This window comes from Reichenbachiella sp., assembly GCF_039941815.1.
Classification (GTDB): domain Bacteria; phylum Bacteroidota; class Bacteroidia; order Cytophagales; family Cyclobacteriaceae; genus Reichenbachiella.
This window is the reverse complement of the sequence record NZ_JBDVDW010000011.1, coordinates 1-18,591: the sequence shown is the minus strand read 5'-3', so window position 1 is coordinate 18,591 and position 18,591 is coordinate 1. Positions and strand designations below refer to the sequence as shown.

At 44.3% G+C, this 18,591-nt stretch carries 11 protein-coding genes; 4 read left to right on the top strand and 7 right to left on the bottom strand.

The window, feature by feature from the left end; all coding sequences use genetic code 11:
* Positions 1–88: 88 nt before the first annotated feature.
* Genes rraA through ABJF11_RS00630 form a run of 3 tightly spaced genes read right to left on the bottom strand, consistent with a single transcriptional unit; the run spans position 89 to position 4,799 of the window.
* Positions 89–586 carry a ribonuclease E activity regulator RraA gene (rraA, locus tag ABJF11_RS00640; protein ID WP_348117184.1) on the bottom strand — a complete coding sequence of 166 codons (498 nt, stop codon included), beginning with the start codon at positions 584–586 and terminating at the stop codon, positions 89–91.
* Positions 579–2,864: an isocitrate lyase family protein gene (locus ABJF11_RS00635; RefSeq protein WP_348117183.1), complete on the bottom strand. Its 2,286-nt coding sequence runs from the start codon at positions 2,862–2,864 to the stop codon at positions 579–581. Before ABJF11_RS00635 ends, rraA begins: the two co-directional genes overlap by 8 nt.
* A 12-nt stretch (positions 2,865–2,876) precedes the next feature.
* On the bottom strand, positions 2,877–4,799 hold the full coding sequence (locus ABJF11_RS00630) for a malate synthase (protein ID WP_348117182.1): 1,923 nt from the start codon (positions 4,797–4,799) through the stop codon (positions 2,877–2,879).
* A 93-nt stretch (positions 4,800–4,892) separates the two neighbouring features.
* Between ABJF11_RS00630 and ABJF11_RS00625 the strand changes: the two genes are divergently transcribed.
* The 4 genes from ABJF11_RS00625 to ABJF11_RS00610 all read left to right on the top strand — a co-directional run bounded on the left by ABJF11_RS00625 (position 4,893) and on the right by ABJF11_RS00610 (position 12,204).
* Positions 4,893–6,359 (top strand): helix-turn-helix domain-containing protein, encoded by a 1,467-nt coding sequence (locus ABJF11_RS00625; RefSeq protein ID WP_348117181.1) that lies wholly within the window; start codon positions 4,893–4,895, stop codon positions 6,357–6,359.
* A gap of 93 nt (positions 6,360–6,452) precedes the next feature.
* Entirely contained in the window at positions 6,453–8,774 is a 2,322-nt protein-coding gene (locus ABJF11_RS00620; RefSeq protein ID WP_348117180.1) for an FG-GAP-like repeat-containing protein, read from the top strand.
* 296 nt (positions 8,775–9,070) lie between these two features.
* Complete coding sequence (locus ABJF11_RS00615) at positions 9,071–11,332, top strand: carboxypeptidase-like regulatory domain-containing protein (RefSeq protein WP_348117179.1); 2,262 nt, start codon at positions 9,071–9,073, stop codon at positions 11,330–11,332.
* A gap of 11 nt (positions 11,333–11,343) precedes the next feature.
* On the top strand, positions 11,344–12,204 hold the full coding sequence (locus ABJF11_RS00610; protein ID WP_348117178.1) for a DUF4249 family protein: 861 nt from the start codon (positions 11,344–11,346) through the stop codon (positions 12,202–12,204).
* A 44-nt stretch (positions 12,205–12,248) separates the two neighbouring features.
* On the opposite strand, the gene ABJF11_RS00605 is transcribed toward ABJF11_RS00610, so the two are convergent.
* The 4 genes from ABJF11_RS00605 to ABJF11_RS00590 all read right to left on the bottom strand — a co-directional run.
* Positions 12,249–13,577 carry an MFS transporter gene (locus tag ABJF11_RS00605; RefSeq protein WP_348117177.1) on the bottom strand — a complete coding sequence of 443 codons (1,329 nt, stop codon included), beginning with the start codon at positions 13,575–13,577 and terminating at the stop codon, positions 12,249–12,251.
* Between the two features lie 94 nt (positions 13,578–13,671).
* Complete coding sequence (gene lpdA, locus ABJF11_RS00600; protein ID WP_348117175.1) at positions 13,672–15,066, bottom strand: dihydrolipoyl dehydrogenase; 1,395 nt, start codon at positions 15,064–15,066, stop codon at positions 13,672–13,674.
* Between the two features lie 233 nt (positions 15,067–15,299).
* The gene (locus ABJF11_RS00595; protein WP_348117173.1) at positions 15,300–17,216 is read right to left on the bottom strand and encodes an AAA domain-containing protein; all 1,917 of its coding nucleotides are present in this window, start codon (positions 17,214–17,216) and stop codon (positions 15,300–15,302) included.
* An 88-nt stretch (positions 17,217–17,304) separates the two neighbouring features.
* A partial coding sequence (locus ABJF11_RS00590; RefSeq protein ID WP_348117172.1) for an Ig-like domain-containing protein occupies positions 17,305–18,591 on the bottom strand: 1,287 nt, incomplete at its 5' end.

Below are 18,591 nucleotides of genomic sequence, written 5' to 3'. Positions count from 1 at the left end.
CAGTAGGGAAGTTTGTGTTTTGCTCATGATTCCGAATAGCTCATCCCAAATATACCATAACAATTCTCAAACCATATGGTATGGAGAATTATTCTCTGGTTTGAAGATCCAATAATTCTTTGCTTACCAGTATCCCATCCTCATCGGTATACAAATAATCCCCTGGCTCAAATATGGTAGAAGCAAATTTAACCGGAAGGTCAGACTCGCCCTGATTTCGCTTTATACTTTTCACCGGACAGGTATTCAGTGCGCGAATTCCTATGTCCATTTGATTGATTACAGTGGAATCTCTGATGCATCCGTTGATGATTAGGCCGGCCCAGCCATTTTCAATCGCAAGTGCAGCCAGCTGATCTCCGACTAGCGCACATTTGAGAGAGGCTCCGCCATCTATCACAAGTACATGACCCAGGCCGGGAGTGGATAGCTGTGTTCTAACAAAGCTGTTGTCCTCAAAACATCTGATCGTAGAAATCGGGCCAAAGAATGATTTCTTCTTTCCAAAAACACGAAATATGGGATCAACACAGTGTAATGCTTCACCGTGCGAATCCCATAAATCTGCGGTAGCGACCTTAAACATCTACCGTTTTTGACTGCGACTCTTTGCGAATTATTTTGGTAATGCGTCCTTCAATATTTACGTAGGCTCGCACGTCATCAGTAGCTATATCTGCGACTATGATCTGTCCGATCTCATCGGTATATGCAGCATACAGCCCCATTTTAAGCATGGCCTCACATTGCTTGGCGTTGTCCTTTGTAGGCGTGAGGTAATGCACCGTATCACATTGATATCTGTTGATGATGAACAAATGCATGAGTGTCATAAGTCGTTTTTTCCTCAGATCATCTCTGAACATGTTTTGATCTCTGACCGATAGAATCTGTCTTTTGTTTCGATCAGTTACCGAGGTAAATACCATATTGGCCACCTTATCCTCTCCCGAAGTCAGCGCGAGTTCCATCACCGTCGAGCCGGGTAAGTGTGGCTTCAAGACCACTTTCAGGTTTTCCTTGACAGAATAGAATTCAGACCATTCTTCCACCCACTGATTGAGCAAAGCAGTGGGCAGTTCGGTGTGCTTCAGATGCTGAAATTGCGTCGAACCTTTGCCCATCGCCTTTGTAGTGGCTGTTCGGCCTGAGCAGGCCGCCAGGGCGCTGTCCAATCGAGGCCCGCCTACGTGAGATTGAGGCGTTTTGTACGGAGATTCAAGCAATCTCAACTTCCGTTGAACTCTTGCGAGTGCCAGCATACCTTCGGACTGGAGTGAGTTGGCAAACTCATCAGAAGCCAGGCCATCGATTTGATGCCCACCGTAAGTGATAAAATTGAATACAAAACCCATTTTACCCAATTCCTCAGGAAATTTGGACATCTCTTCTTCAGTCATACCAGTAGTATCCCAGTTGAACGATGGAGAAAGGTTGTAGGCTAACATTTTGTCAGGGTATACTTCATGAATAGCCTCAGCAAATTTTTTGGCATCTTCCAGTTCTGCAGTCTTCGTTTCCATCCATAAAATATCTGCATATGGGGCTACTGCAAGTGATTTTGCTATTGCAAATGGTATTCCTCCTTTGGCTTGATAGTAACCCTCAGGAGTTCTAGCCTGATCACAGTCCCAAGTCACGTTGATGCCTAGTTCGTCCGCTTTTTTTCTGGCTTGCTTCAAAGACGCCTTTGCGGCAAATTGTAACCACTCCTGGTGGCACATCGCTAGCTCTTCGCCCTCTTTGTTGCACTCCTCGATAAGGGAAGCCACCGCACTTCCGAAGGTCATGACTCCTGCATCCTGTTCCCAATATTGAACAAATGCAGCTGATATTTTGTCGTAGGCAGGCTCAAACTGGCTGGCCTCATCACTGATGAGCTCTTCCTTCAATTCTGCTATCATTGGCGCGAATGGTGCATTGAGTATCCATTGTTTGGCTGCTGCCTGATCCTCGTCAGCCACCTGATAGAGCTCATGACCTTTGATCTGTGTTGCCCCCAATTCGCTAATGCTTCTCTGCAATGCAAGAAAGGCATTTTTATACGATGGGATGTTCAAGTTTGTAGCTCCCAGGACAAAAGGTTGATCCCGCTCGTCTGAAATATTTTCGAGTAGTGACGCCGCTTCGGCATCCGTCCGAGCGACTATAATCCCCGGTACACCCATGATATCCAGCTGTAGGCGAGCCGTGTTGATTCTTTTTATTTGCTCATCGCTAGACACCAACACCTTGCCCCCCTGATGACCACATTTTTTTGTCCCAGGCTTTTGGTCTTCAATATGGTAGCCAGTCACACCAGCTTCTACAAATCTCCTGATCAGATTTCGTACGTGTGCATCTCCTCCATGTCCGGTATCTGCATCTGCGATGATGAACGGACGAAAATCGAAAGCAGGGCTTTGTTGTCGCTGCTCTTCGGACATTTTCATACGTTGAAAATGTTGGTTGCGATCAGCTGCTAAAAGCGCTCTGACAATGCCAGCGGCTTCATTGGGGACCTGGCTTAGTGGATAGCTGGCCAGATCGGCGCCAGGATCTTCACCTGCAGAACCTTTAGCTGAGGTAGCCCACCCTCCCAGGTAGATGCCTTCGATGCCTGCTCTTTTCATCATCACTGCCTGACTAGGGGTATAGGGTCCAAAAGTGGTGATTTGTTTCTGCTCCTTATGGAGCTCACGAAGTCGCTTGAAAAAAGCTTCTGCAGATTTTCTTGCGACGGTATAGTCGGTAGGGATGGTGCCTTGCTGTTCGACTACCTGTCGGGGGGAATACAGCCGTTTGATGCCGTCAAATCTTTTCTCGTTGAAATAGGCTTTCATTGAGGCTATTCTTTCTGAATTGAATTGGGTTTCATTTTTCATCTTGCGTAGTGTTTATAAGTGGTTTATCTGTGATTGGGATTCGAAATCAAGGTTTTCTGAAATACGCTGACCAGTATTGATCAGTCGATTATAGTATCTGGAGATGCGCTCTCTGCTTAGTTCCAGATCATCATTATTTAGATTTAGATTGAGCAAATCAATGTACCAAGGTGCCTTTGTGTCAGACAAAACATAGGTTTTCACAATTTCCCGGGCGATGGGAAGCGTGGTGGTTTTCGATCCGTCATGTACATCTTTGTGATTGGCGCTGAGGAGCTTTTGATATTCTTCTATGAGCAGCTGGTCAAAGATTTCAGCACTAAAAAGGTCTCCTTTGGAAAGCCCCAGGTCTTCATCTGACTCGGTCAGACGTGCACCTTTGTGTAGCCATTCCCAGAGCACGCTGAGTCTGATTTCTCCTGTGGCCATATCTTCCATCAAATAGAGAATATTCTCGTCCGCGAAGAAATCTGCCGGTTTTAGTGCTGCTGCCTGAAATCCTTGCAGGAATGCATTTCCATATTGTAGTGCTACGCTTAGTAGATTGCGTCCACCGCGAATGGTGATCGGCGCTGGCTCTAATCTGATAAGTGCTTGTCGATCCTCTTCGGTATAAGTGAGCGGAGGAAATTTTCTTCCCAGTTGATTCAATTGGTTGGCTTCTTCCCAAACTGGTCGAATGATGTGTACCATTTTCCAATGGGCTACCCATTTGCCAGATGCACCAGCCGCTTGTTCTCTTTTGGCCCCAGCTATGGCTTTTTCCATGCTGGCTTTTACTCCTGCTTCCGAACCGACCGGAATATTGGGTTCCATCCCGCCTTGCCATAAACTGAAATTTCGATTTTGATCAGGCGTATTTACTGCTCGTCGCACTCGATCTTCATAAGCAGCCATATAGGCATAGGTCATAGTGATCGATTCTATGTTTGGATTGATGAAATCGTCCTGACCACAAAGCGCATCAGCGACACTGTTGATATAATCCCATCTTCCGGTATTAAATCCTACAAAGTGAAGGCCCAGCGCTGCTCGGATTTCCAAAAGCTGGTAAGTGGCCTCAAGTTGTTCTACCAGGACATATACTTTTATGGTTCCTTTATCCAGATCGAGATAGTTTTCGAGTGTAGACAACATTTTTTTCCAAAAGGTGGCCTCTTCTGCGGTTTGGATTTTGGGTAAGTACAAAACGATGGATGAGCCTTTGGCTTGAAGAGCTCGGTAGTTGTTTACCACAAAAAGAGTGAGGTCTGTGATAGAAGCGGAAAAGGAGGATCCATCTTCCGTCACGATATGACGGTCGTCGAGGTGGAGGCCTCTGGCTCTAAATATGAGGGTGGTAAAATCAAGTTGCTCTGTTAGATCAGAAATGATTTGGCGACCTAAGAAACCTTCAGCCCATTTATTCATGGCGACAGACACCTGCTCAGCGACCTGCAAAAAAAGCGAGTCACGATGGATCGCCAGCTTTAGATTTCGCTGATTGTCCAGCGACATCGCATTGATCTGGCCTAGTGCATCTTCGCCGTCAAACATCCATCCGTCGGCTCCGGAAAGTAGCGCATATGCCACGTTTCGCAGGCTGAACTCTATGGATCCATCGGGTTTGGCGGCTGGGCCCGTGCCTTGCACCCATTGACGTTTGAGGTCATCAGGAATGATACTGGACTCGAATTTTCCAGCTCTGATATCGGCGACCAATAGTTCGTCAGTACCTACGCGATCATTAGGAGTAAGGAAGTTTGGGATTTCTTGATTTGAAATTCGATGGGCTCTTCGCTGGTTTCTTTTTTCCATCAAAGCTTTCTGCTTTTCATTGAGCGGAGCCATGATTTCTAGTGCTCTCAATACCTCATCGGTGTATATGTCCGGGTAGGTTAGGAGTCTTTCTGGTGTAATGTGAAGCAGAGACATGGTTTGTGTATTTTTCTTCAAATATATAGAAATATTCTAAAAGCGGAAATTCCGCTAATTAATTTATTTCCTTTTTTTAATCTATTTTAGCTTAAGTATTGAATTCTTCTACACATGATTAGCGACAACGACATAGTAAAACTTATCCTGGGCTTCAAAATCAAGCACTTGCGCTTGCAGCACAAAATCTCCTATCAGGAGCTGGCTAAGGCCACAGGTATGTCGGTCTCATATCTCAATGACATTGAAAAGGGAAAAAAGTACCCTAAGCCTGATAAGATTGGTGCATTGGCGCAAGCCTTTCAGCTTGAATATGACGAATTAGTCAGCACTCGTGCCGATAAAAAACTACGTCCTGTGATTGAATTACTCAATTCAGGATTCTTCAAATTTTTCCCTTTGGATGAATTTGGCATCAGCCCGGACAAACTGATAGATGTGTTTAGCAGTTCGCCAGATCGAATCAGCGCCTTCATCAGTACCATCCTCAAAATGGTGCGGAGCTATCAAATCGAGAAGGAGCATTTTTATCGGATAGCGCTCCGATCGTATCAGGACATGCATGACAACTATTTTCCTGATCTCGAGGAGGCGGTACAGTCGTTTAAAAAACAAATGAAACTGAAGAGCAGGGTGCCCTATACCTATGATCAACTGGTGGATGTACTCCGCCAGCAATACGATATTACGATTGATCGGGTAGGACTGAGCAAGAATAAAAAATTGCGGGTATTTCGTTCTTATTTTCAACCTGAGAAGAAAGTGCTTTATCTCAATGAGGGATTGTCAGAGGGACAGGAGAATTTCATTTTGGCGAAAGAATTGGGATTTCAGTACCTCAAAATGGAGGAACGATCTTATGAAACTCAACTAAATAAGGAGGCTTCTTTTGAAAAGCTATTAAGCAATTTTAGGGCTTCTTACTTTGCTGCCGCTTTACTGATGGATGCCGATGAAATGGTAAAGGATATAGAGCTGATCGCTCGATCTACCACCTGGAAACCCACGCTGATTAGCAAATTGTTGCAAAAATATCAAGTCAGCCCGGAGACACTTTTACAGCGATTCACCAATCTATTGCCTCATTATTTTAACATTCGTGATCTGTTCTTCATTCGATTGAAAAGCACGAACGACTTGATCAAGTATGGGATTTCAAAGGAGCTGCATTTGTCACAATTGCACAAGCCCTACCACAACGAGTTGGACGAACATCTCTGTCATCGTTGGGTTTCTATTAGCTCAATAAAGAATATCAGAAGCCAGAAAGCAGATTTTTTCATCGATGCACAAGTGTCTGAATATTGGGAGACCAATAGCTCCTATTTTTGTATTTCGGTGTCCGAGCCTAACAATTATCGGGGAGATGGAGCGAGCAGTATTACTCTTGGTTTGTTAATGACAGATGCGCTAAAGGGCACATTTAATTTCATTAAAGATACGGGTTTGAGAAGAAAGACTGTTCATACTACGTGTGAGCGCTGCTCTATTTCAGATTGTGACAATCGTGTCGCTCCGCCTTCTTTTTCTGACAAGAAAAACTTGGAGGTGGAATTAGAACAGGAGCTGAAGGCGTTGTAGAGCTCGTCAGAAAAACTGATCTATTGATCGATGTGTTTATCCATTTTTAAATGTGAGATTTATCTTGGCTCAATAGTGTAAAAGGCAAGTATCATGAAAAATCTAACCATTTATCTGATTTTCTTTTTGTCCGTAGCGACCAATTCTACCTTGGCACAGCAATTCACCAAATTGACTATCGATGAGTCGCACGGGGTGTACAATGGTCAATCCAAGTGGCTGGACTACGACAATGACAATGATCTGGATTTTATCATCACCGGCCAGTTCGATACCAATACGCTCACCACTGAAGTATATGAAAATATAGGTGATGATAAGTTTGAGCTTGCATTTACACTCCTTGGGTATTCTGAATCAAGCCTGGGCTTGATGAATTTGGACAACAACAACTATGTCGACCTCCTGATCACTGGTAGGGCTATTGGTATTGACAATGATCTAAGTATTTATCATAACCTGACCGGAGAGTTTGCGCTTCAGGGACCCATCATCTCTGAGTATTTATCAAGTGGAGGCTATGGGGCTTTGGTTAGTGGAGATTTTAACAATGACCTCAACCAGGACTTTTTTATCACCGGGGTCAATGGATATATAGATGGAGAAGTCAATCTGGAGGGACGACTGTATTTGAAAGGTAGTGATCAAAATTTTGCCTATTCCTCTTCAATCGACCATGCCGTTTACTTATCGGATGCGGTGGCATTTGATGCGGATAACGACCAGGATCTGGATCTTTTCATTTCTGGTAGTGACAATGATTTTCCCTACCAACGGACCGAACTCTATCTCAATGAGGGCGGAAAATTCACCTTGGATGAAGACAATACCTTCGATCAGGTACAAAATGCGGCTATTGCACAAGGAGACTATGACAATGACGGAGATTATGATTTGTTTGTCATGGGACTAGACGCAAATCTCGATCCCATGATCCGATTGTATAGCAATGAGGGAGGGCAATTCACTAAAGTAGAGGATACGGGATTGGACAATCATAGCGGCTCTGCAGGTGCTGTAGACTGGGGAGATTATGATGGGGATGGAGATTTGGATTTGCTGCTTGGGGGAGACTCTGCGGGAAGTTTTGATTTTGAAATAATGATCAATAATGGAGATGGCACCTTTGAGCATCTCGATGAAATTAATTTTGAGAATTTGTCTTACGGTAGTGTAGCCTGGGGGGATTATGACGGTGACGGTGATCTCGATATACTGGCCACTGGATATGAGGAGCTGGAAAGCCCAAAGATATTGGTTTACAGAAATAATAATTCTGTAGATCTTAGCGCGCCTAACACACCCTCAGGGTTGGAAGTTTCGTACGCAGAAGATTCCGTGTTTTTATCGTGGAGTTCAGGTCTGGCCGCTAAAATATCCTCTGATGGAGTGACTTACAATTTGAATGTCCGAAAGGGCGACCTTGATCAGGTATTTTTCTCATTCTCAGATGTGTCGACGGGATTCAGAAAAGTCGTTGGTACGGGCAATATGGGCTTTTCTACCGAATCTTACTTCCATAATTTGGAGGATGGACGATATTTTTGGCAAGTGCAGTCCATCAATAGTGCCTTTCAAAGTTCTCCTTTTTCGGATGGAGCTTATTTTTATGTAGGCGAGCCGGGTGATGCTCCATCAGATCTTGTATCCAATCTCGCACAAGGTGAGTTGAAACTTGGCTGGAGAGACAATTCTTCTAACGAACAATATTTTATTTTAGAAAGAAAAGTACAGGGTGAAAATGAATTTACGGTGATCGATTCGTTGGAGATGGAATCAAATGCCGCGATGGATGTAGGGGTTGGGTTACCATTTAATTCGGTTGCCTTCTATCGGGTAAAAGCAATCAATCCGCATGGTGAGTCCGACTATAGCGAAGAAACATTCGTGGCCTACAACGGCAAACCCGAGGATCTGGTACTCGGGAAGGGCAAGACTGGCATCCATCTCCATTGGGAAGATGGCTCCATGAACGAGACCTATTTTATCATTGAGCGAATGGAAGAAGGTGAAGAAGAGTTTAGTATTATAGACTCAGTAAAAACGGATGTGGTGACTTATGTCGACCAGCAAAGTGAAGCGGGATACACGGCCTCTTATCGAGTGTTTGCAGCCAATGAAAATGGTGTGACAGACTACTCCAACACCGAAACTATCACGCTACTGGATGCCGGGCGTTCTGTCAAAAAAGCATACAGTATCTTTCCTAACCCTGTACAAGACAGCTTTACCCTCAATAATCAGCGATCAATCCTTGTCGGAAAAGAAATTAGAATATTGAATGCAGTAGGGCAGACCATATTGCAGACTAAAATAGAGTACCCCAATCAGAGAATCTCTGTTGCTGGACTTTCTGCAGGGTTGTATTACCTGTCTGTGCCAGGAGAAGCAGTTCAGAAGTTTATCAAGAGATAACCCTTCACACGTATCATCTTTTACGTTCAAAGCCCAAGTTGCCTCACCTCCTAGGCCATCAAATCGACTTAATTCAGGCACTGAGAGATAAATGTAAAACAAGGGAAATCGCAGTTGGGCACGTAGGTGATAAAATAGAGTTGGTTGTCTTGTATTTGAGAGCTGTTATCGCCGGGAGTCAGCTCGATCTATTCAATGAAATATCATTGAGAAACCAAAAGGATTATAGTTCAGTTACATACTGATATGCCATACAAAGCAATAGGGTGAAAGATAAATTTTATTTGTTGGTCATAATGCTGTCAATCACACGAGTGATGATGGCTCAGGAGCTGCTTTCCGTAGTAGGGCATGTGCAAGATTTCGAAACGGGCAACCCACTGCCTTTTTGTACAGTGAAATTGGATGGAAGCGCCTCTGTTGTTCGCACAGATGACAACGGTAGATTCAATCTACGAACTCCCCCTAAAAAAGTAGAACTGATATTTGCTTATATCGGGTATACCAGTAAAGTGCTCGATTTGGACATCAAAGCAGATACCACTTTGACGATCAAATTGCCGGCCTCTGTGACCACGCTGGACAACGTGGTAGTAAGTGATGAGCGATTTTATGGTGAAAATCAGATAGAAGACCTTCGCTCAAGTACGATCCAGGTAGAAGCCAAAGATGTGCTAATGATTCCAGGCTTGGCAGGCGAACCCGATTTGATTCGTACCATGCAGCTACTGCCGGGGGTAACCAAAGGAGTGGAGGGAAGTGTTGATTTCTTTGTTCGCGGCGGTGATGCTGATCAAAACCTTGTGCTTTTGGACGATGCTATAGTGTACAATTCAGGACATCTATTCGGTTTTATGTCTGTATTCAATCCAGACATGCTGGGAGATGTACAAATGATAAAAGGAGGTTTTCCGGCCTACTATGGAGGCCGGCTCTCTTCAGTCATTGACATCAAAACTAACGCTACCATGCCCGAAAAGACCACTTTTAATGGAAGTGTCGGTGTAATATCCTCCAATCTAACTATTGCCCAACCTATAATCAAAGACAAATTGGCTGTGAAAATAGCAGGCAGGAGAACTTATATAGATCAGCTACTCAAGCTTACTGGTGATCCAGATCTTCAGCTACCCTATTATTTTTATGATTTTAATGGTCGGATTGATTTCAAACCATCACCCCGGCACTCATTCTATTTTTCCAATTATTTTGGTGCCGATATTTTAGATATTGAATCAGATAACCCTGACAACAATGGACGCAGCGAATTTGATATTGAAAATGCCAACCTATCCTTTGGTTGGAAATACCTGACACCTACTGACAACTTGATTAGCCTCATCGGGACGAGTTCCAGGTTTTCATACCTTGTGGACAATTCTTTTGAAGAGAGTACCCTGGCCGTATCCAACTCGATTACTGACTATGGCTTGAAAGCGAGATATGATATATTCAATCTGGATGTCGACAAGCTTTCCATAGGACTAGATGTCATTAGGCATGCTATGGATCCATTAGAAATCAATGCTTCGGGTATTGTTGAGGATATCTTTCCGTCGGCCCGAAGCGCAGCCATTACCTCATTTGAAGGAGGCCTCTACGTGGACGTGGAAAAAAGTCTGACCGAAAAATTGAGTGCCAGTTTGGGCTATAGACAAAGTTTTGCCACGGTGGACGGAAAAATGTATTTGGGTTTTGAACCTCGCCTCTTGGCTCGATACAAGCTCAATGATCTGAGCTCCATAAAATTCAATTTTACTGTCATCAGCCAATATCAACACAGAGTGTCAAGTGCCAGTCTCTCACTACCGGTCGACCTTTGGTATTCTGTGACCCGCGACATCAAACCCCAGAGGGCCACACAGTTTGGATTAGGATACGTCAAAAGTTTCAGCAATTCAGGGTTGCTGTTTGAATCTGAGGTGTATTACAAATTCGCCAACAACATCATTGAATATGAAGAAGGCACCAATTTATTTTTAAATACAGATTTTGAACAATCCATTGTACAGGGTACAGCCGAATCCTATGGGTGGGAAGTGCTGTTGAGAAAAAAAGGTGAGCGGTTGAATGGCTGGGCTAGTTATACACTGTCGTGGGCCAATCGCCAAGTAGATGGGTTGAACGGGGATGCTGCATTTCCTGCCCGCTATGATCGTAGGCACAATATTTCCATTGTAGCTAACTACAAGGTCTTTGATCGTTGGGAAATATCAGCGGTCTGGGAATACCTGTCAGGGTCTCGCTTCACCCCCGTCGTCGCGCAGTATGCCATCACCAATCCACTCAATACCGGGGTCACGGTAGAAAATATATATCCAGATAGAAATTCTGTGTCCTTGTCTAACACACACAGATTGGATTTGAGCCTGGTTAGAAAATCAAAGCCGGGTAAAAAACTATATAGCGAGTGGCGATTGGGTGTCTACAATGTTTATAATCGAGCGGCTCCAGTCAGTATCCAAATCGAGCAGGATGCAGAAACTGGTTTGTTCAACTATCAACAACCCGGATTATTTGGCACGTTGCCTTTCATTTCCTATCGGTTCAAATTTTGAAAGCTATGATTATGATAAGAAATCGTTTAAAAGTATGCTTAATAGCCACCCTTGCGTTGATCGCTTGCGAGCCGGAGCCGCTGCCTATTCACATAGAGCTGCCTGACGAACAATTGGTGGTTTCTAGTTTGCTGATACCAGGACAAGGAGTTACGATTGCATTGACTCGTAGTTTTTCTGCCTTGAACGGTGGGGTAACATCGGACTCTAGCTTGCTCGCTTCTTTGCTGGTCCGGGAGGCCGAAGTCCTCATTATCGAAAACGGTAAGGACACTTTCAACTTACAAATGGTGCAGGTTGGGATTTTTGCATCGGTTGACGTCAATCCTATACCGGGCAATGTCTACGACTTGATAGCTACAGACCTTCAAACTGGTACGCGCATTGAGGCGCAGAGTGTCGTGACAGAACAGGTACAGTTTACCGATACAAAGGGCACTTTGATACCCGCCGGAGATGATTCCCTTGTCAATGTAGGCTATAGCTTCGACCCGCATCCAGATGAAGAATTTTATATGGTCAATGTTCAGAAATTTTCTATAGACCTCAATCAGGGTAATTTGGGAATTGACCTGGATGCGGTGGTACCGCGAACTTTTACCCACTTGGTGACCAAAACGGATCCGGGAAGTCAGGAGATTTCTGATGAGTTTATTTTTATCGTCAATGAAGATTTTTTTACAGGCGACACCTTGCTCATATCGCTGGCCAGCATAGGCCCGACCTACTATGAGTACCTGGAGAAGCGCAACGATACGCGATTTGGACCAAGCTTTGTATCCGAACCCTACAATGCTCCCAGCAATGTAGAAAATGGCCTAGGTTTTTTCAACTTACATGCCTCCGACAATCAAATCATTATTGTAGAATAGGTACATGACCATTTCTGGTTTTAAACTAAAGTTTGAGCAACGTTCTATCCTTCTCTAAATTTCTCCTGAGGGTTGTTGGCCCAATAACCGGCGATAGTGAGCACTAAAAATATTGCGAAACAAAACCAACCGGCAGAGTCATAAGAGTGTGTGATGGATAGGGACTCACTAAATGCGATGGGCCCGAGAGAGCTGCCTAGTACCACAAAGGTGATGGCTCTACCTGAGATCGCACCAAGATGCAGAATGCCATAAAACCTGGGCCATACGACGGACAGGATCACGCCGTATAGTCCGAGCATGATACCGTTGCCGACGATTAATACATAAATCATCCAACTCCATTCATCCAGAAAATTCATTCCTACGGTGGCAATCATGGATCCTGTGCCCATTACATAGAGAAGGTATTTTAGCTTGATAAAATCGCTAAGGCTGCTGACCGAAAGTGTCACGACAATCGCGATCACAGAGGAGGGAAGGAAGATCGAAATGGCTGTACTTCTCAAATAACCGCTGGTCTCGAATAGGGACACGATATTGAAGGTGAAACCTGTCCAATAAAAGGCTTGCATCGCCAGCATCAGAGCAAAGACCCAAAAAGAAAGATTCTTCATGGTTTCTTTCAGTTCAAATTGCTTAACCACCGGAAACCGATTCGTTTTAGTTTTACTTTCTATGTAATCACCATCGGGCTTTAAACCACTTTTTTCAGGATTGTCTCTAAAGAAAAACAGGACGATCAATGGAAAGCCTAAGCCAGCAATGATTGCTAGAATAACCCATGCATCTTTCCATCCAAAATCCATAATTAGCATTTCGAAAAATACAGGAGCAGAAGAAAATGTAAGCGCGGTAATCACATTAGAAAACCCCATAGCAAATCCCCTCCTTTTTTCAAACCATTTCATCATCATGTTGCGAGAGACAAGGGTCAATGCCCCTTGCCCAAAAAAGCGAAGGGAGGCAAACCCTACATACATGATCAGGAAGTTTCCCGTGCGACCTACAAGAAAGCCAGGCAGAAATGATTGTAGTACATCTGTTTGACTCAGATACAGCAGGGTAATACCTATGCCAACTGACGCTATGATTGCAATTGGCCTTACGCCATGCTGATCGTATTTAATTCCTACCCAGGTGAGAAGTGATGCGCTGGTGATGGTGCCGCACATGTAGGCAAACCCGAGCTCACTTCTGCTCATGCCCAGAGCCTCGATGAGGCTGTCAGTAAAGGTAGCTACACCCATGGTCTGACCAGGGATACTCATGCTAATCCCCAAGGTTCCTAGCGCAATAATGACCCACCCATAGTAAAAAGGAAGTTTACCGGGGTGAAAGGGCCAATTAGCGAAAGGAGTTTTTTTGAACATGATCGATCAGTAAGATTTCTAATGATGGGTTTGAGGGCAATAAAAAAAGCTCAGTAAAATACTGAGCTTTTCGTCTTTCAATATTTTGTGATATTTACAAATGCACGGCTTCACCGTAAGCATCCTCTACGGCGTCTTTGATAGCTTCGGACATAGTCGGGTGCGGGTGTACAGCCTTCATGATTTCGTGTCCAGTGGTTTCCAACTTACGGGCAACTACTGCTTCTGCGATCATTTCGGTTACATTGGCACCGATTAGGTGACAGCCCAGCCATTCGCCATATTTGGCGTCGAAGATCACTTTTACAAATCCTTCAGAATTGCCACCAGCCTGCGCTTTACCGGAAGCGGAGAAGGGGAATTTACCTACTTTGATTTCGTATCCAGCTTCCTTGGCTGCCTTTTCGGTCATACCTACAGATGCGATTTCTGGTGAGCAATAAGTACAGCCCGGGATGTTGTTGTAATCTAGTGGCTCTGGAGATTCTCCGCAGATTTTCTCTGCACAAATAATTGCTTCAGCAGAAGCCACGTGCGCAAGTGCAGGCCCGTGTACAATATCACCAATGGCGTAGATGCCAGGGATATTGGTTTTGTAGTAGTCGTCGACAAGAATCTTACCCTTGTCAGTCATCACGCCTACGTCTTCCAGACCCATACCTTCTATGTTGGACGATACGCCAACGGCCGAAAGTACGATGTCGCATTCAATATTTTCTTCTCCTTTTTTTGTTTTTACAGACACCTTGCAAGTTTTGCCCTTGGTGTCTACCGAAGTGACCTCTGAGTCGGTCATGATCTTCATGCCGGATTTTTTGAAAGATCTGGCTAGTTGCTTAGAGATGTCTTCATCTTCTACTGGCACAATATTGGGCAGGTATTCCACCACTGTGACTTCGGTGCCAATTGAGTTGTAGAAGTACGCAAACTCAACCCCTATGGCTCCTGAACCAACTATTACCATTTTCTTTGGTTGCTTCGGAAGGCACATAGCTTCACGATAGCCTATGATTTTTTTGCCATCTATAGGCAAGTTAGGAAGCTCTCTTGATCGTCCACCTGTGGCCACGACTATATGATCTGCCGTGTAGTTTTCAGACTTGCCTTTGTCGTCAGTCACGACAACGGTTTTGTTGGCTGCCAGCTTGCCAAATCCAAGGAGTTGGTCGATCTTATTTTTCTTGAAAAGAAATTGAATCCCTTTACTCATCCCGTCAGCGACACCACGGCTTCTTTTAACCATTCCGGTAAAATCAACTTTCGGATCTTTTACTGAGACGCCATAGTCTTGAGCATGAGACAGATAGTCAAATACTTGAGCACTTTTCAACAAAGCTTTGGTAGGGATACATCCCCAGTTGAGGCAAATACCTCCAATTTCAGCTTTTTCTACTACTGCTACTTTTTTCCCTAATTGAGACGCTCTGATCGCTGCTACGTAACCCCCTGGTCCGCTTCCGATAACTATAAGATCATATTTATTTGCCATAATATTTACTTTGTGGATAATAAGTAGGCTGGCCCGTCAGCCTCTAAAAACTAGCGCAAATTTAATCTTTTGGCTTAGAGAAAAAAACTTATTTGAAGTAGTCAGGGTAATTCCGCCACGACGGGGAAGGAGGAAGAAGTAAGCCGCTCTTCTCCTGTGCATTGCATGGATGAGTGAATTTGATCACGCATCATTATTATGACTTCATATTGCTTGCCAGGGTTGCTCGAGTTTTATTCAATCCACTCAAATGCGCTATGATAGGCTTCTATTTCGTTGACATAATCCAGGAAGCTTTGATAAAATTCGTGCTGTCCGATCGTAGCGCTATCGCCAATGACGACCAATTTTTTTCTGGCTCTGGTTAGTGCGACATTCATTCTACGTGTATCAGACAGAAAGCCAATTTCACCATTCTCATTGGATCGAACAAGGCTTATGTAAATAACATCTCGCTCCTGTCCCTGAAAGGAGTCAATCGTATTCACAACAATTTTACGAGCTAAAGATTCTTCTAGCTCCATATCGGCCAGTCGGTCCTGCATGGATATTACCTGTGCTTTATAAGGCGAAATAATGCCAATACTATTCAGCTCAGGAGATGGACTCATGGTGTCCAGGTTTGTGAGATAGCTCATCAGATGCTTGAATAGCAAATCGCTCTCTTCCTTATTAAATAAGCTCCTAGTCTCTGGATCCACTTCTTCAAAATATCCACACCCTGCGGTATCAATAAACTCAATGGTCTGATCTTCATCAAACACTTTCCAATTCTTTACCATTCCATTAGCAATCAGCTGATCGTTGTAAAATAGGCGACTGCTGAAGTTCATGATTTGCTCGTTCATTCGGTACTGCTCCCAGAGCATAGTATCTGCATGGTTTCGTTCTATGGCCTTTTCAAATAGTGTAATTTCCAAGCCACCGCGAGCTGCCTCGAATGATTTGATCGTGGGAGGGAGCTGGCAGTGGTCTCCGGCAAAAATTACTCGATTGGATTTCAGAATCGGAATCCAGGCAGCAGGTTCCAGCGCCTGAGCAGCTTCATCTATAAATACAGTTTCAAAGGTCATTCCCTTGATCATTTGATTATTGGCACCTACAAGGGTGCATGCAATCACTTGCGTCTTTGAAATGATATCATTTACGATGTAGTAGTTGAGGTTTTCGGCTTGTGCCTTCAGCCCCTGAGCTTCATCGCGCAAAGCTTTACGCTGTTTTTTCTCGGCATGTCCGAAATTTCGTTTGAATTTTCCGGCCATCACAAAGTACTCCTCGGCTTGTTTTCTAAGTGCTTTTAGATCCTTGTAATCTTTGTGATTTGCAATCTTTGCATCCAATGTCTTGCTCAGTATTTCCTCAGTTACCCGTGCAGGATGTCCTATTCTAAGCACTTCGATTTTCTGCTCTCCAAGTTTTTCAGCCAGCAGGTCAACGGCTGCATTACTAGGAGCACACACGAGTACTTGCATTTCAGACTTTAGTGTCTCAAGTATTGCTTGTACTACGGTCGTGGTTTTCCCCGTCCCAGGGGGACCATGTACGATGGCCAGGTCCTTTGCATTATGTATTTGATGTAAGGCATCATTTTGACTGTCATTCATCCCTAGGTCGCGGATCGTTTCGTGATCGGTGAATTGTGCGGAGCTGTCTCCTAGTAGAATATTTTTAAATGCGTTGATACGATCAATTTTGGTATTGAGGAGGGTATTTAGCGTACGCTCCATCTCTCGATAGGCATTTTCATCGAAGAGGAGCTGTAGACCCAGTTGACCATGATGTATCCATTCAGGCAGGTTGTCTACATTCATGGTGATGTGCATGCTTGATTTGGTCACGTTGTTGACCACTCCATTGACCGCATCCTCCTGTCCTCCAGTATTGGAAAACAAACTGATGAGTTTGCCTGATTGAAATAAATGGGCGTCTGTATGCTCGGGAGTTCTTGAAATCTTAACTATCAATCTTTCTCCAGCATCGTATTTCGTTTTTTCCAGCTGGATGGGATACCAACAGACACCTTGTTTCCTGCGCTCTTTGAGTGAGGTACCCGCCATTTTTTGACGGTATTGCTGCAAGTCAGCATCTTTCTCCTTTTTGAGAAGAGTCAGCAGGTTTTTAATCTCTTCTTGAATGTCTTTCTTCGGCATCTTATCTGTATAAACAGCGAAGATAGGACAATACTATTTTGTCAGGCTCTTTGAATAGAATGATTAAAGGTGATTCAGAAAATTTGGATCAAATACATCCCTCAAATGTTACATCGAGATAGTCGCTTAGCCCTGAACCATCGTTGGAAGTTGCAGTGACACGGACAGTCCCAGGTCCACTGAAATCGAGAGTCCCATTGCTATCTATTGTAGCTTGCATTTCATCATCGACACTCCAGGTCACCGTGCCATCAGTTACATCATCAGGTTCCACGGCTATATAAAGAGAGACGGAAACACTACATCCAGAGTCAAATACCGTCAGTTCTTTGTCTGGATATGGATCGTCACTGCTATCTACTATTTCTACACTTGTAGCCAAAATCGGGTTTACAGTGAAATTAGAAGTTGTGGACACACCAGCCCCAGATTCTGAGGCTGCCACTACATTGATACCAGAACAGGCTTCAAACGAAGCATTGGCGGTCACTATGCCGTCTTCCGAAATACTGGCAAAATTCTCAATCGGTGGTACATCACATAAATTACCTGCATACGATAGTGACCAATCTACTTCCTGATCGGTAGCATTGGTTGGTAATATGGTGGCTGTCATCTGTTGTGTCTCACCGGGATCGAGTGTAAAAGACGATGGACTTAGAGTAATACTGGTCACCGAGACATATTCGATAAACAAATCTGCATAAGTCGTGAATCCTCCATCTTCTGTGGTCACCACAAGTGCCAACCCGCAGGCATCGCATTCACTGATTCCAGTGACCACACCTGTTTCAGGATCGACCGTTGCATAGGTTTCGGGGCTACTATCATCCTCCGTGAGGGACCAGGTTACGGTTTGGTTGGTGGCATTTTCTGGCAATATAGTTGCCGTGAGCTGACCTGTCTCACCAATGTTGACCGAAAGCGTCTCCATTATTGATACACTGGTAACAGCTACATTTGATACTGTGACGTCCAGGCTTGCCGCTACAGATCCGTTACTGGATTGTGCAGTGACCACCACTTCGCCAGCAGATACCGCAGTGATGAGTCCTTCTTCATCTACCGTAGCGGTCTCTTCAGGTGTGGATTCTTGATTTTTTCCGGCTGAGGGAAAATCTACAGACCAGGTAATACTCTGATCGGTGGCATCCTCAGGAACGATGGTCGTGGTTAATTGTAGCGTTTCTCCAACATTTAGTTCAGCTGTTTCCTGATCTATTGACACCTCCGTAACCATGATACCAGTCACTTCTACCTCAGCACTAGCTGAAAACTCGCTATCTTCAGATGTAACTATGGCGACCACCTCGCCAAGCGACACGGCGGTGACTAGACCTTCATCACTTATGGTAGCAATAGAAGTGGGGTCATC